Here is a 14,811-nt window from a genome sequence, read left to right as displayed (position 1 = left end):
GGCTCCTTGAGACGTCGTCGTCCTGGGGGCCGTCGGCGGTCCGCGGTGGTGCGCGGGCGCCGCGCGGCGCGGCGGTCACGGGGTGCGTGGCCGCCGTCGTGCGGTGGGTGGTGGTACGACGGAGGGGCGGGCCGGACCTGGTACGACCAGGTCCCGCCCGCCCCCCGCGTGCTCGGTCCGACCGGAGGTCAGCCCTTGACCGAGCCGGACATGAGTCCGCCGATGAAGTACTTGCCGAGGATGATGTACACGAGCAGCGTCGGCAGGGACGCGAAGAGCGCACCGGCCATGGACACGCCGTAGTTCTGGAGCAGCGCGCCGTTCGCGAGGTTGTTCAGCGCGAGCGTCACGGGGCCGTTCTGGCTCGAGGAGAAGAACACCGCGAAGAGGAAGTCGTTCCACGACGAGGTGAACTGCCAGATGAGCACGACCACGAAGCTGGGGATCGAGATCGGCAGGATGATCGACCAGTACGTGCGGAACATCCCGGCGCCGTCGACGCGCGCGGCCTCGATGAGCTCGTGCGGCACCGTCATGTAGTAGTTGCGGAAGATGAGCGTGGTGATCGGGATGCCGTACACGACGTGCAGCAGGATCAGCGACGGCACGCCGCTCGGGATGCCGAGGTCCAGCACGAGCTGGTTGAGCGGGATCATCACGGCCTGGTAGGGGATGAACATCCCGAACAGGATGAGCGTGAAGACGAGGTTCGAGCCCTTGAACGACCAGCGCGAGAGCACGAAGCCGTTGAGCGAGCCGAGGAAGGCCGCGATGATCGCCGACGGCACGACCATCTGGAGCGTGCGCAGGATCGCGGGGGACAGCGCGGTCCACGCCGTCTGCCAGTTCTCGAGGGTCCACACCTGCGGCAGCGACCACGCGCGGGTGGGCGACGCGTCGCCGGCGCCCTTGAAGCTCGTCACGAGGAGCACGTAGACCGGGATGAGCACGATGACCACGAAGAAGATCAGCGCGGCGTACTTGAGGGTGCGACCCACGGAGAACCGGTTCTTGGGCACCGTGCGGTGCAGGTCGATCGGGCGCCCGGCGGTGTCCGGCGCCGGCGCCGAGGTGGCTACGACGTCGGTCATCGCTTCTCCTGACGGTTGGTGCGGACCAGGTAGGGCACGATGACGACGGCCACGATGATCAGCAGGATCGAGCCGACCGCCGCGGCGTTCGCGTAGTCGAAGCTCGACTTGAACACGTACATGTCGACGGCCGGCACCTTGGTCTGGTAGTTCGCCGGCTTCGAGATCGACATGATGAGGTCGAACGACTTGAGCGACATGTGGCCGATGATGATGAGCGCCGAGAGCGCCACCGGCGAGAGCTGCGGGAAGAGCACGTGCCGGTAGAGCTTCCACTCGCTGGCGCCGTCCATGCGGGCGGCCTCGCGCAGCTCGTCCGGGATGCCGCGGAAACCGGCGAGGAAGAGCGCCATGACGTAGCCGGAGAGCTGCCAGATCGCGGGGATCGCGATGGCCGTGATGCCCCACGTGACGTTGTTCCACCAGTTGTTCTGCAGGAAGTCGAGCCCGATGATCTGGAACAGCCGGTTCAGGCCGCTCGCCTGCGCGTCCTGGTTCGAGTTGAGGAGCCAGCGCCACACGACGCCGGAGGCGACGAAGGACACGGCGAACGGGAACAGGTAGACGGAGCGGAAGAACCCCTCGCCCTTGACGGGCTTGTCCATCATCCACGCCCAGAGGAAGCCCATGACGAGCGTGCCGGCGAGGAACACGACGGTGTAGAGGACGAGGTTCTTCAGCGAGTGCTGGAACGCCTCGCTGCCGAGCAGGTCGAAGTAGTTCTCGAACCAGACCACCACGGACGGCTTCTGTCCCGTGGCCTGCGCGGCGGTGTGGTTGTCCGTGATCGACGTCTGGAAGTTCGCGCCGATGAGGCCGTACACGAACACGCCGACGAGGATCAGCGAGGGGGCGAGCATCAGCAGCGCGGGGCCGGCTCGTCGCAGTGACTTGAGCATGGTGGGTCTTCCCGGTCGTGGGGGCGTGGGCCGCGGGCGCTCGCGAGCGTCGGCGTCCCGGGGAGGGGTCCCGTCGCGCGGGGCCGCCGCGCGCCGTCGGGGTGCTCCCGACGACGCGCGGCGGATCCGGGGGACGGGTCTCAGCCCTCGGTGGCGGTGACGAGCTCGGACTGGAAGGTCGCGAGGTCGGAGCCGCCGGACGTGAACTTGCTCGTCGCGTCGGAGATCGCGTTGAGCGTCGCGACGGGCGCGGCGGCACCGTGCGCGAGCGAGGACACGATGGTGTCCTGGCCGAACGACTCGATCGCGGTCTGCTGGTACTCGGAGAACTCCGACGGGTCGGCGTCGGTACGGGCCGGGATGGAGCCCTTGGCCTTGTTGAACGCGACCTGGCCCTCGAGCGAGCCGACGGTCTCGAGCCACGCCTTGGCGCCGTCGGGGTGCGGCGCGCCCACCGGGAGGGTGAACGAGTCGGCGAGGAAGTCGAACACGCCGTCGGTGCCCGGGACGGGAGCCGCGGTGAAGTCGGTGCCGAGGGTCTTGCCCTGCTCCTCGAACGCCGCGACGGCCCAGTCGCCCATGACGTTGAACGCGGCGTTGCCGTCGATCACCATCTGGGTCGCCTCGGGCCAGTCGAGCCCGTCACGGTCGGTGTTGGTGTAGCTCATGAGCTTCTCGAAGTCCTCGAGAGCCGTCGTCACCTCGGCACCCGACCAGTCGGTCGAGCCGTCCCACAGGCCGTTGTACGCCTCCGCGCCGAGGTCGGCGAGGAGCACGGTCTCGAGCAGGTGGACCTGGGTCCACGTCGTCGCGACCGAGAGCGGCGTGACGCCCGCGGCCTTGAGCGTGTCGAGGTCGGCCATCCAGGCGTCGAGGTCCGCGTACGTCGCGGCCGGGTCGATGCCGTTGGCCTCGAGGACCGTCGGGTTGGCCCACACGACGTTCGCACGGTGGATGTTCGACGGGATCGAGTAGATCGCGCCGTCGTCGGACTTGAGGCGGTCGACGAGGTCGGCCGGGAAGACGTCCGTGAGGCCGAACTCGTCGTAGAGCGACGAGACGTCCTCGATCTGCGCGGCGTCGATGTAGTCCTGGAGCTCCGCGCCGGCGTGCGCCTGGAACGTGTCCGGCGGGTCCTGCGCCTGGAGGCGCGACTGGAGGAGGTCCTTCGCGGCCGAGCCGGCGCCGCCGGCGACCGCGCCGTTGATGAACTCCACGTCGGGGTGCTGCTCGTTGAACACGCCGACCAGCGCGTCCAGACCCGCCTTCTCCGAACCCGCGGCCCACCAGGTGAAGACCTCGACCTCGTCGCCGCCCCCCGAAGCGCCCCCGTCGCCGGTTCCCCCGTCACCGGAACCACCGCCGCTGCACGCGGCGAGTGCGAGACCCACGAGGGCGGCCGTCGCCACCGTCGCGCTCGTCCTGCGATCGATTCGCATCGTGATTTCCCTACGCCTTCTTCGGTCGTGGGGGACCGGCGGACGACCACGTCGCACCGGCCGGGCGCACCGGCGCGCCCTCGAACCCGATGCCCATACAACGACCGGTCGCGGCTTGATGTCAAGAAATGAACGCAAGCGTCGCCGAATCGTGATCTAGGCATCACGTCCTGCACGCAACCAGCAGTTCTGCCGAGTCTGACGAACGTTGACAGCGCTGTCCAGTTTGTTCGGAGGATCGGCTCAGCGTCCACGACCCGGCCTGTCCCACCTGGACGGGGGTGTCCCGGCGGTATCCTGACCTGCGTGCGCGCTGACCGGGTGACCCCGGGCTCGCAGACTTCACTGCGTGAGGCCAACCGAGCTCGGATCGTGAGCGCCGTCCAGCAGCGTGGCTCCCTCACGCAGATCGAGCTGGCCGGCGTCACCGGGCTGTCCCCGGCCACCGTCTCCAACATCGTCAAGGAGCTCACCGGCGCGGGCGTGCTGCACACCTCGCCCTCCACGCGCAGCGGGCGCCGCGCGCTCCAGGTCACCCTCGCGCGCAACCTCGGGCTCGTCGCGGGCGTCCACTTCGGCACACGGTCGATGCGCGTCGCGCTCGCCGACGCGTCCATGCGCGTCCTCGCGGACCAGCGCATGCCGCTCGCCCCCGACCATCGCGCGGACACCGGGCTCCAGCGCGCCGCGCTCCTCGTCGAGGAGATGGTCGCTTCCGTCGACGCAGCGCCCGACGAGCTCCTCGCCGTCGGCGTCGGCGTGCCCGCGCCCGTGGACGTGCGCGCGGGCCGCATCGCGACCGTCGGGATGATGCGGGGCTGGGACGGCGTCGTCGTGCCCGAGATGCTGGAGGCCGAGCTCGGCGCGCCCGTGACCGTGGACAACGACGCCAACCTCGGCGCGCTCGCCGAGACCCGGTTCGGGGCGGCGGTCGGGCACGACGCTGTCGCATACCTGCGGGTCTCCCACGGCGTGGGCGGAGGGCTGGTCCTCGGGGGGCGGGTCGTGCACGGGCGCGCGGGCGTCGCGGGGGAGATCGGGCACGTGACGATCGACGAGAACGGCCCGGTGTGCCGGTGCGGCAACCGCGGCTGCCTCGAGATGTACGTCGGCGCCGGGGTCCTGCTGTCCATGCTCTCCGAGAGCCGTGGTCCTCTCACGCTGCGTGACGTCATCGCGCGCGCCCAGGAGGGCGACCCCGGGTGCCGGCGCGTCCTGTTCGACGCCGGCCAGCACCTGGGCGTCGCGGCCGCCAACCTGTGCAACCTGGTCGACCCCGAGATCGTCGTCGTCGGGGGGCAGCTCGCCGAGGCGGGCGAGGCCCTGCTGGGCCCCCTGCGCACCGCGCTCGAGCAGCGCACGGTGCCGAGCACCGCGGGCCCCGTCCAGGTCGTCGCGTCCGAGCTGGGGTCCGCCGCCGAGGTGCGCGGCGCGCTCGCCGTCGCGCTCGACCTCGCGCGCGTCAGCGGCTCGCTGGGGGTGAGCGCATGACCGGGGCCACGCTCCTGGGGTCGGGAACGCCCCGTCGTCGCGCCCGCGCGGCCCTGACCGCCGCCCTGGCCGCCGTCGTGGTCGCGCTCCTCGCGCTCGCGGGCTGCGCGGCGCCCGAGGAGCCGGCCGGCCCGTCCGAGGGGACCATCGGCCTCCTCCTGCCCGAGGCGAAGACCGCGCGCTACGAGACCACCGACCGGCCGACCTTCGTCGGCGTCGTCGAGCAGCGCTGCCCCACGTGCGAGGTCCTGTACGCCAACGCCGCGCAGGACGCCGCCAACCAGCAGCAGCAGGCCGAGTCGATGCTCGCGCGCGGGGCCGACGTCCTCGTCCTCGACGCCGTCGACGCCGTCGCCGCCGTGAGCATCGTCGCGGAGGCCCAGCGGCTCGGGGTGCCCGTCATCGCCTACGATCGCTTCGTCGACGGTGCGAACTACTACGTCTCGTTCGACAACGAGCTCATCGGGTACCTCATGGGGGAGGCGCTCGTCGGCGCGGTCCTCGACCGCGCGGAGCAGGACCCGCCGGGGCAGGGCCGGCGGCCGGGCGTCCTGCTCGTGCAGGGCTCGCCCACCGACCCGAACGCCGCGGAGCTCGCCGCCGGCGTCCACCGCGCGCTCGACGGAGAGGACATCGACGTGCTCGCCGAGTACGACACCCCCGACTGGAGCCCCGACAAGGCGACCGAGTGGGTCGAGGGCCAGCTCACGCAGTACCCCGGCCGCGTCGACGGCGTCTTCGCGGCGAGCGACGGCATCGCGGGCGGCGCGATCGCCGCGATGAAGGCTGCGGGCCTCGACCCCGTCCCGCCGACCACGGGCCAGGACGGCGAGCTCGCGGCGGTCCAGCGCATCGTCTCCGGCGACCAGTACATGACCGTCTACAAGGCGACCGCCCAGCAGGCGCGCACGGCTGCCGAGCTCGCCGTCCGCGTGCTGCGCGGCGAGGACCCGCGCGCGACCGCGAGCATCGACGGCGTCCCCAGCCTCCTCCTCGCGCCGCGCGCGGTCGGGATCGACGACGTGCAGCGCGTCATCGTCGACGGCGGCGTCCACACGGTCGACGAGATCTGCACCCCGTACTACGTCGACGCGTGCGTCGAGGCGGGGCTCCTGGAGGCCGCCCCGTGAGCGCGCCCGTCCTGTCCCTGCGCGGGGTCTCCAAGAACTTCGGCGGAGTCCGCGCGCTCGTCGACGTGGACGTCGACGTGCGCGAGCACGAGGTGCTCGCCGTCGTGGGAGACAACGGGGCCGGCAAGTCGACGCTCGCCGGCGTCGTGGCGGGCGCGTTCCGGCCCGACGCGGGCGAGGTCCTGCTCGACGGCGCGCCCGTCGTCCTCGACTCGCCCGCGGCGGCGCGCGCGCACGGCATCGCGGCGGTGTTCCAGCAACTCGCGCTCGTCGACGACCTCGACGTCGTCGAGAACGTGTTCCTCGGCCAGGAGACGCTGCGCGGCCCGTTCCTCGACGAGATCGCCATGGAGCGCGAGGCGTGGGGCCTGCTCGACCAGCTCGCCGCGACCGTCCCGTCGGTGCGCCAGCCCGTGCGCACGCTGTCCGGCGGGCAGCGTCAGGTCGTCGCCGTGGCGCGTGCGCTGCTCGGCGCGCCGCGCGTGCTCGTCCTCGACGAGCCGACGGCGGCCCTCGGCGTCCGGCAGACCGCCGAGGTGCTCAACCTCATCGAGAAGCTGCGCGAGCGCGGCCACGCCGTCGTGCTCATCAGCCACCAGGCGGGCGACCTCCAGGCGGTCGCCGACCGCATCCTCGTGCTGCGGCTCGGTCGCGTGCACGGCGAGTTCGCCGGCGACACGTCCTACGAGGACCTGCTCGCCGCCATGACCGGCGCGGTCCGGCCCGCGCGGCCGGGCGGCTCGGCGCGGCTGTCGACCGACCCGGGGCGCGAGCGGCGCTCCGGCGGCACCGGGGCGGTGCACCGATGAGCGTCCCCGGCCGCACCTCGGGCGCGGCGCTCGACCGCTCGTCGACCGGCGCGCTCTCCGGCAGCGTCGTCCGGCAGCTGCGCGGCGCCCACCTCGGCATGCTCCCGATCGTCGGAGCGCTGCTGCTCATCTGGGTCGTGCTCGGCGCGATCAACCCGGCGTTCCTCTCGGCGGAGAACCTCGTCAACCTCACCCTCCAGAGCGCGCCCACGGGGATCATCGCGCTCGGGGTCGTGCTCGTGCTGCTCGTCGGCCAGATCGACCTGTCCGTCGGATCCGTGAGCGGGCTCGCGGCGGCGGTGCTGGCGGTCGGGACCGTCAACCTGGACTGGCCCGTCGGGCTCGCGATCCTCGCGGCGCTCGCGGTCGGCGTCGTGGTCGGCCTGGGGTACGGGCTGCTGTCCACGCGCCTCGGTCTCGCGTCGTTCGTCTTCACGCTGGCCGGGCTGCTCGTCCTCGCGGGCGTGCAGCTCCGGGTCCTCGGCCCCACGGGCTCGATCAACATCCCTTTCGAGTCCTGGCTCGTGCGCACCGTGCAGCAGGGCTTCCTCGCGCCGGCCGCCGCCTGGGGCCTCGTGGTCGTGGTCGTGGTCGGGTACGCCGCGCTGCGGGTCGTCGACCACCTGCGCCGCGTGCGCGCGGAGCTGCCGAGCCCCGGGCTCGGCCGGATCGCGATCCGCACCGCGGTCCTCGCCGCGGTCCTCGTCGGCACGGTCGCGTACCTGGGGACCGCGCGGGGGATCGGCTACACGGTCGTGCTGTTCGTCGCGCTCGTCGTGGTGGTGGACGTCCTGCTGCGCCGCACCCGGTGGGGCCGGTCCGTGCGCGCGGTGGGCGGGAACCGGCGCTCAGCGCTCCTCGCCGGCGTCGCGGTGCGGCGGACGGTCGTCTCGTGCTTCGTCGCGTGCTCCACGTTCGCCGCGCTGGGCGGCATCCTCGCGGCCGGGCGTCTCGCCGCCGCGAACCAGGGCACCGGCGCCGCGGACACCTACCTCACGGCGATCGCCGCGGCGGTCATCGGCGGGACGAGCCTGTTCGGCGGGCGGGGGAGCGCGTGGTCCGCGCTGCTCGGCGTGCTGGTCATCCAGTCGATCGCCAACGGCCTCACGCTGCTCAATCTCGACACGGCGACGCGGTACATCGTGACCGGAGCGGTGCTCCTGCTCGCTATCGTCGTCGACATGCTCATCCGCGGTCGACGGGAGGTCTGATGATGGTGATGCAGGGGGAGAGCACGGGCACGCTCCCGCCGGGCGGGAGCGCGGCCACGGCGCCGGGTGCCGGGACGGGCACCCCGACGGAGACGTCGACGCGCCCGCACGCAGGGCGCGGCGGCCGACGCCCGACCCTCGCGGCCGTCGCGGAGGTCGCGGGCGTCAGCCTCAAGACGGCGTCGCGCGTCCTCAACGACGAGCCGAACGTGGCACCGCAGACGCGGGCCAAGGTGCAGGAGGCCGCGCAGCGGCTCGGCTTCCGCCGCAACGCGGTCGCGGCGGACCTCGCGCGCGGCGGCTCGTCGCGGCTCGTCGGCTTCGTCACCGGCGACCTCGCGAACCCGTTCTACTCCGCGCTCGCGAGCGGGATCGAGCGCGAGCTGCGCCACCACGGGCTCCAGCTCATCACGACGAGCTCCGACGAGGAGCCCGAGCGCGAGCGCTCGCTCACGGAGGCGCTCGTCGAGCGCCGCGTCGGCGCGCTCGTGGTGACGCCCACGTCGACGGACCACTCGTCGCTGCGCCGCGAGCTCGACGACGGCCTGCCCGTCGTGTTCATCGACCGTCCCGCGCAGGGCGTCGACGCGGACACCGTCGTCATCGACAACCGCGGCGGCGTGCGCGACGCCGTGACGCACCTGCTCGCGCACGGGCACCGGCGGATCGCGCTCGTCGGGGACGTGTCGCGGCTGTGGACGTTCCAGGAGCGTCGCGACGAGTTCGTCGCCACGCTGCGCGGCGCGGGCGTCGAGGACCCGTCGCGGTACGTGCGCGACGGCGCCCACGACGCCGAGCTCGCGCGCGCGTTCGTGGCGGAGCTCCTGGCCCTGCCCGAGCCCCCGACGGCGTTCGTCACGGCGAACAACAAGATCACGGTCGGCGCGCTCCACGCGCTGCGCGACCGCGCGTCCGCGGGCGGCCCGGCCGACGTCGCGCTCGTGGGCTTCGACGACTTCGAGCTCGCGGACCTGCTGAACGTGACCGTCGTCGGGTACGACGTGGTCGAGATGGGGCGCCAGGCCGCGTCGCTCGCGGTGTCACGGGCCGAGAACCCGGAGCTGGCCCCGCGCCTCGTCGTGGTGCCCACGCGCCTTGTCGTGCGGGGTACGGGCGAGGTCTCCGGCCCGGGGGCCTAGGCCGGGCGCGCGGGCCCCGAGCCGTTCGCTCCCGGCGGCTTCGACCGCGTTGACAAAGACCGTGGCTCCCGCATAAGTTCGGGCTGCCCCTGACAACGCTTCCCCCCTGCGCGTTGTCAGGGGCACCCCTGCAGCCTGACAGCGCTGTCAGATGATCGAAGGAGATCGCGAGCATGACCAGACCCCAACCGCCCGGACGCGCGGCCGCCGCGCGTTCCGGAAGCGGCCGCGCACGGCCCCTCGGCCTCGCGCTCGCCGCGGCACTCACCGTCCCCCTCGCAGTCCCCGTCGGCGTCCTCACGGCGGCCCCCGCCGCCGCCGCGGAGCCCGGGGACTTCTCGTCGTCCTTCGAGTCGGGAGACCCGGCCGCGCTCGCCACCACGGTGGCCGAGCGCGACGGCGCGCCCTGGCAGGCGAACGTCGGGTCGTTCACGAGCGGCCTCCCCGGCAGCGTGCTCGCGAAGCTCAAGGCCGTCACGGCGAGCGCCCAGAACCTCCCGAACGAGGGCGCGGCGAACCTCGCCGACGGCAGCTCCGGCACCAAGTGGCTCGCGTTCGCCTCGACCGGCTGGGTCCGGTACGAGTTCACCGAGCCCGTGTCGTTCGTCGCGTACTCGATGACGTCGGGCGACGACTCGGCGGGCCGTGACCCGAAGACCTGGACGATCGAGGGCTCGAACGACGGCTCCACGTGGACCCCGCTCGACCAGCGCACCGACGAGGACTTCCCGAACCGGCAGCAGACGCGCAGCTTCGAGCTCGACGAGCCCACCGAGGCCTACACCTACCTGCGTCTCAACGTCACGGCGAACTCGGGCGACTCCATCGTCCAGCTCGCCGGGTGGGACCTCTCGGCCGACCTGAGCGCCGGCCCCTCGGCCGCACCCATGAACACCAAGGTCGGCACCGGGCCGCGCGTGAACTTCACCAACAAGGCGGGCGTCGGGTTCTCCGGCCTGCACTCGCTGCGGTACGACGGCTCGCACCTCGCCGACGGCGAGACCTACGCGACGAACGTGCTCTACGACGACGTCGACGTCGTCGTCGGCGAGGACACGCGGCTGAGCTACACGATCTTCCCCGAGCTGCTCGACGACCTCCAGTACCCGTCGACGTACGCGTCCGTGGACGTGCTCTTCACCGACGGCACCTACCTGTCCGACCTCGGCGCGCGCGACGCGCACGAGACCGTCGCGACGGCCCAGGCGCAGGGCGAGGGCAAGATCCTCTACGCCGACCAGTGGAACTCCGTGCGGATCGACCTCGGCGACGTCGCCGCGGGCAAGACCGTCGACCAGGTGCTGCTCGGCTACGACAACCCGGGCGGCCACGCCGGCACCAAGTTCGCGGGCTGGCTCGACGACGTCGCGATCACCGCGAGCCCGGCGACGATCGACGGCTCGAGCCTCGCCAACTACGTCGACACGCGCCGCGGCACGCTCGCGTCGGGCAGCTTCTCGCGCGGGAACAACATCCCGGCGACGGCGACGCCGAACGGCTTCAACTTCTGGACGCCGTACACCAACGCCTCCTCGCAGAGCTGGCTGTACGAGTACCACAAGGCCAACAACGCCAACAACAAGCCCGTGCTCCAGGGCTTCGGCATCTCGCACGAGCCCAGCCCCTGGATGGGTGACCGCAACCAGCTGACGTTCCTCCCGTCGACGGTGTCCGGCACGCCGAACGCCACGCTCTCGACGCGCGGGCTCGAGTTCGACCACGCCGACGAGCTGGCGCGCCCGGACTACTACGGGGTCACGTTCACCAACCAGTCCGTGATCGAGGCGACGCCGACCGACCACGGCGCGGTGCTGCGCTTCTCCTACCCCGGGAACACCGGGCACGTGCTCGTGGACAAGGTGGACGGCTCGTCCAAGCTCACGCTCGACGCGGCGACCGGGACGGTCTCCGGCTGGGTCGAGAACGGCTCGGGCCTGTCCGTGGGCCGCACGCGGATGTTCGTCGCCGGCACCTTCGACCGTAGTCCGACGGCGGTCGGGACGGCGGCGGGCAACCGTGCGGACGCGCGCTTCGCGACGTTCGACACGTCGTCCGACAAGACGGTCGAGCTGCGCGTCGCGACGTCGTTCATCAGCCTCGACCAGGCGCGCAAGAACCTCGACCTGGAGGTGACGGGCAAGACCTTCACCGAGGTCAAGGCCGCTGCCGCCCAGGCGTGGAACGACCGTCTGGGCGTCATCGAGGTCGAGGGCGCGAGCGAGGACCAGCTCGTCACGCTGTACTCCAACCTCTACCGCCTCAACCTGTACCCGAACTCGCAGTTCGAGAACACGGGCACGGCGCAGGCGCCGGTGTACAAGTACGCGAGCCCGGTCTCGGCGACCACCGGATCGGCGACGGACACGCAGACCAACGCCAAGATCGTCGACGGCAAGATCTACGTGAACAACGGGTTCTGGGACACGTACCGCACGGCGTGGCCGGCGTACTCGCTCCTGTACCCCGAGCTCGCGGGCGAGCTCATCGACGGCTTCGTGCAGCAGTACCGCGACGGCGGCTGGATCGCGCGCTGGTCCTCCCCGGGCTACGCCGACCTCATGACGGGCACGAGCTCCGACGTCGCGTTCGCGGACGCGTACCTCAAGGGCTCGCTCCCGACGGACTCCGCGCTCGAGGCGTACGACGCCGCGCTGCGCAACGCGTCCGTCGCGCCGCCGAACAACGCCGTGGGCCGCAAGGGCCTGCAGACGTCGCCGTTCCTCGGGTTCACCCCGGAGTCCACGCACGAGTCCGTGTCGTGGGGCCTGGAGGGCCTGGTCAACGACTTCGGCATCGGCAACATGGCCGCCGCCCTCGCGGAGGACCCGGCCACGCCGGACGAGCGCCGCGAGACGCTGCGCGAGGAGTCCTCGTACTTCCTCGAGCGCGCCACGCACTACGTCGAGCTGTTCGACCCCGAGGTGGACTTCTTCGTGCCGCGGCACGAGGACGGCACGTGGGCCGTCGACCCGGAGACCTACAACCCCGAGGCGTGGGGCGGCGGGTACACCGAGACGAGCGGCTGGAACTTCGCGTTCCACGCGCCGCAGGACCCGCAGGGTCTTGCCAACCTCTACGGCGGCAAGCAGGGCCTGGAGGACAAGCTCGACCTGTTCTTCTCCACGCCGGAGAAGGGCGCCGGCAACGGCGGCATCCACGAGCAGCGCGAGGCGCGCGACGTCCGGATGGGCATGTGGGGCATGAGCAACCAGGTGTCGCACCACATCCCGTGGCTGTACGACGCCGCGGGCGCCCCGTCGAAGACCCAGGAGAAGGTCCGTGAGGTCACCCGCCGCCTGTTCGTGGGCAGCGAGATCGGCCAGGGCTACCCGGGCGACGAGGACAACGGCGAGATGTCGTCGTGGTGGATCTTCGCCTCGCTCGGCCTCTACCCGCTCCAGGTCGGCTCCGACGAGTACGCGGTCGGCTCGCCGCTCTTCGACAAGGCGACCGTGCACCTGCCGGACGGCGACCTCGTGGTCAACGCCGAGAACAACTCGGTGGACAACGTCTACGTGCAGTCCCTCGCGGTGGACGGCGAGGCCCGCACCTCGACGTCGCTCTCGCAGGCCGACCTCTCGGGCGGCGCGACGCTGGACTTCGTCATGGGTCCGGAGCCGTCCGCCTGGGGCACCGGCGAGGACGACGCCCCGCCGTCGCTCACCGAGGGCGACGAGCCCCCGGCACCGGTCCAGGACGCGACGACGTCGGGCCTCGGCACGACGACCGTCGCCGACGGCGACGCGACCACGAGCGCCGCGGCGCTGACGGACAACACGTCCGGCACGCGCACGACGTTCGCCACGGCGACCCCGTCGATCACGTGGGCGGGCAACGGCATCCGGCCGACGGTCGAGTCGTACACGCTGACCTCCGGGGCGAGCGGGACGGCGTCGCCGTCCGCGTGGACCCTTGAGGGCTCGGACGACGGCGAGACCTGGACGACGCTCGACGAGCGGTCCGGCGAGCAGTTCCGCTGGGCGCTCCAGACGCGGCCGTTCACGGTCGCGGAGCCGACGGCGTTCGCGCGGTACCGCGTGACCGTCACCGCGACCGCCGGATCGGGCGCGCTGTCGCTCGCCGAGGTCGAGCTCCTGGCCGACCCGAAGGCCTCGGGCGCCGAGGAGCTCACGCTCTCGGCGGCCCCGGACCGCGACACGGTCACCGGGCGCGAGGTCTCGGGCTCGTTCGCGACCCTCACCGGGGTCGAGGGCGACGCGTCGGCGCTCGACGTGCAGGTCGCGTTCGGCGACGGCTCCGAGCCGGTCGCGGGCTCCCTCCAGGCGGGCGCATTCGGCGGGTACGCCGTGAACGCCGCGCACTCGTGGGCCTCCCCGGGCGTCTACCCGGTGACCGTCACGGTCTCGGGCGAGGGGATCGAGCCCGTCTCGACCTCCTCGTACGTCACGGTCTCGCTCCTGCGCGAGGGCTCGCTGCTCGGTGCGTACGACAACGTCTGCATCGGCGACCTCGGCACGACCGTCGGCTCGTGCGACGGCCAGGGCGTGTTCTTCGACCGGGCCCAGCTCGCGGCGAAGGGGTTCGTCCAGGGCGAGCGCGGGACGGTGCCCGGCACCGACCTCGCGTTCGACGTCCCGGCGATCCCCGCCGGCCAGCCGGACAACGCGACGGGTGACGGCCAGACCATCGAGCTCGAGGTCCCCGCGGACGCCGAGCAGCTCTCGGTGATCGGTACCGGCACGGAGAAGAACCAGCAGGCCCAGGGCGTGCTGACCTTCGACGACGGCTCGTCGCAGCCCATCGACCTGAGCTTCGGCGACTGGTCGGGCGCGGCGCGCAACCCGGTGTTCGGCAACATCGCGGTCGCGGTGACGGACAACCGCCTGCGCGGCGGGAGCCCGCAGACCGGTACCCCCGCCGCGTTCTTCGCGACGGCGCCGATCACGCTCCCCGAGGGCAAGCGGGCCGTGAGCCTCACGCTCCCGGACCAGCCGGGCACGCTCGCGAGCGACGGTCGCATCCACGTGGTCGCGGTCGCGCACGACGGCACGTTCGCCGAGCACCCCGCGCTCGAGGTGACGGCAGCGGACGGCGTGACCCTCGCCGCGGGCCAGTCCACGGACGCGGTGCTCGCCCAGGTGACCGGCGGCCGTGAGGGCGCCGAGCTCCGCGCGGCGGTCACGTGGGGCGACGGCTCCGACGTCGCGGCGGGCACGGTGACGGACGGGGCGGTCTCTGGCTCGCACGCCTACACGGCGGCCGGGACGTACACCGCGTACGTCGTGGTCGACGACGGCTGGACCAGCAAGGTGGTCGAGGTCCCCGTGACCGTGACCGAGGGTCAGCCGACGCTCGCGATCGACGTCACGGTGAGCACGCGCTGCCTCGCCGGCAAGGCCTACGTCGCGGTCCGTGCGGAGAACGGCGAGGACGCGCCCGTCGCGATCCGGCTCGTCACGCCGTTCGGTACCAAGGAGTTCGCGGCCGTCGCGCCGGGGTCCAACGCCTACCAGTCGTTCGCGACGCGGGCGGCGTCGGTCGAGGCCGGCACGGTCACCGTCGAGGCGACCCGCGGCAGCGGCGACGAGGAGGTGACGGCGTCGATCACGGCGGACTACGCGGCCGTGACCTGCGGCTGACC

The 14,811-nt window shown here is 72.4% G+C and carries 9 protein-coding genes; 6 read left to right on the top strand and 3 right to left on the bottom strand.

Annotated elements, in window-relative coordinates:
- Nucleotides 1-188: 188 nt before the first annotated feature.
- The 3 genes from ACFVN3_RS05240 to ACFVN3_RS05230 all read right to left on the bottom strand — a co-directional run bounded on the left by ACFVN3_RS05240 (nt 189) and on the right by ACFVN3_RS05230 (nt 3,429).
- Complete coding sequence (locus ACFVN3_RS05240; protein WP_378231256.1) at nt 189-1,091, bottom strand: carbohydrate ABC transporter permease; 903 nt, start codon at nt 1,089-1,091, stop codon at nt 189-191.
- On the bottom strand, nt 1,088-1,990 hold the full coding sequence (locus ACFVN3_RS05235) for a carbohydrate ABC transporter permease (protein ID WP_378231254.1): 903 nt from the start codon (nt 1,988-1,990) through the stop codon (nt 1,088-1,090). Before ACFVN3_RS05235 ends, ACFVN3_RS05240 begins: the two co-directional genes overlap by 4 nt.
- 140 nt (nt 1,991-2,130) lie before the next feature.
- A complete protein-coding gene (locus ACFVN3_RS05230; RefSeq protein ID WP_378231251.1) occupies nt 2,131-3,429 on the bottom strand; it encodes an ABC transporter substrate-binding protein in 1,299 nt (432 codons plus the stop codon).
- A gap of 372 nt (nt 3,430-3,801) precedes the next feature.
- Between ACFVN3_RS05230 and ACFVN3_RS05225 the strand changes: the two genes are divergently transcribed.
- The 6 genes from ACFVN3_RS05225 (at nt 3,802) to ACFVN3_RS05200 (ending at nt 14,809) form a co-directional block, all read left to right on the top strand.
- Nucleotides 3,802-4,920 (top strand): ROK family transcriptional regulator, encoded by a 1,119-nt coding sequence (locus ACFVN3_RS05225; RefSeq protein WP_141390638.1) that lies wholly within the window; start codon nt 3,802-3,804, stop codon nt 4,918-4,920.
- Entirely contained in the window at nt 4,917-6,050 is a 1,134-nt protein-coding gene (locus tag ACFVN3_RS05220) for a substrate-binding domain-containing protein (RefSeq protein ID WP_378231249.1), read from the top strand. Before ACFVN3_RS05225 ends, ACFVN3_RS05220 begins: the two co-directional genes overlap by 4 nt.
- On the top strand, nt 6,047-6,859 hold the full coding sequence (locus tag ACFVN3_RS05215; RefSeq protein WP_378231247.1) for an ATP-binding cassette domain-containing protein: 813 nt from the start codon (nt 6,047-6,049) through the stop codon (nt 6,857-6,859). The genes ACFVN3_RS05220 and ACFVN3_RS05215 overlap by 4 nt, the downstream gene beginning before the upstream one ends.
- A complete protein-coding gene (locus ACFVN3_RS05210; RefSeq protein ID WP_378231245.1) occupies nt 6,856-8,070 on the top strand; it encodes a sugar ABC transporter permease in 1,215 nt (404 codons plus the stop codon). Before ACFVN3_RS05215 ends, ACFVN3_RS05210 begins: the two co-directional genes overlap by 4 nt.
- Nucleotides 8,070-9,209 (top strand): LacI family DNA-binding transcriptional regulator, encoded by a 1,140-nt coding sequence (locus tag ACFVN3_RS05205; protein ID WP_378231243.1) that lies wholly within the window; start codon nt 8,070-8,072, stop codon nt 9,207-9,209. The genes ACFVN3_RS05210 and ACFVN3_RS05205 overlap by 1 nt, the downstream gene beginning before the upstream one ends.
- 173 nt (nt 9,210-9,382) lie before the next feature.
- Nucleotides 9,383-14,809: a GH92 family glycosyl hydrolase gene (locus tag ACFVN3_RS05200; protein WP_378231241.1), complete on the top strand. Its 5,427-nt coding sequence runs from the start codon at nt 9,383-9,385 to the stop codon at nt 14,807-14,809.
- Nucleotides 14,810-14,811: the final 2 nt, after the last annotated feature.

Source organism: Cellulosimicrobium sp. NPDC057862, assembly GCF_042797035.1.
Taxonomy (GTDB): Bacteria; Actinomycetota; Actinomycetes; order Actinomycetales; family Cellulomonadaceae; genus Cellulosimicrobium.
The sequence above is the reverse complement of the archived record's forward strand: the minus strand, read 5'-3'. Positions and strand labels throughout refer to the sequence as shown.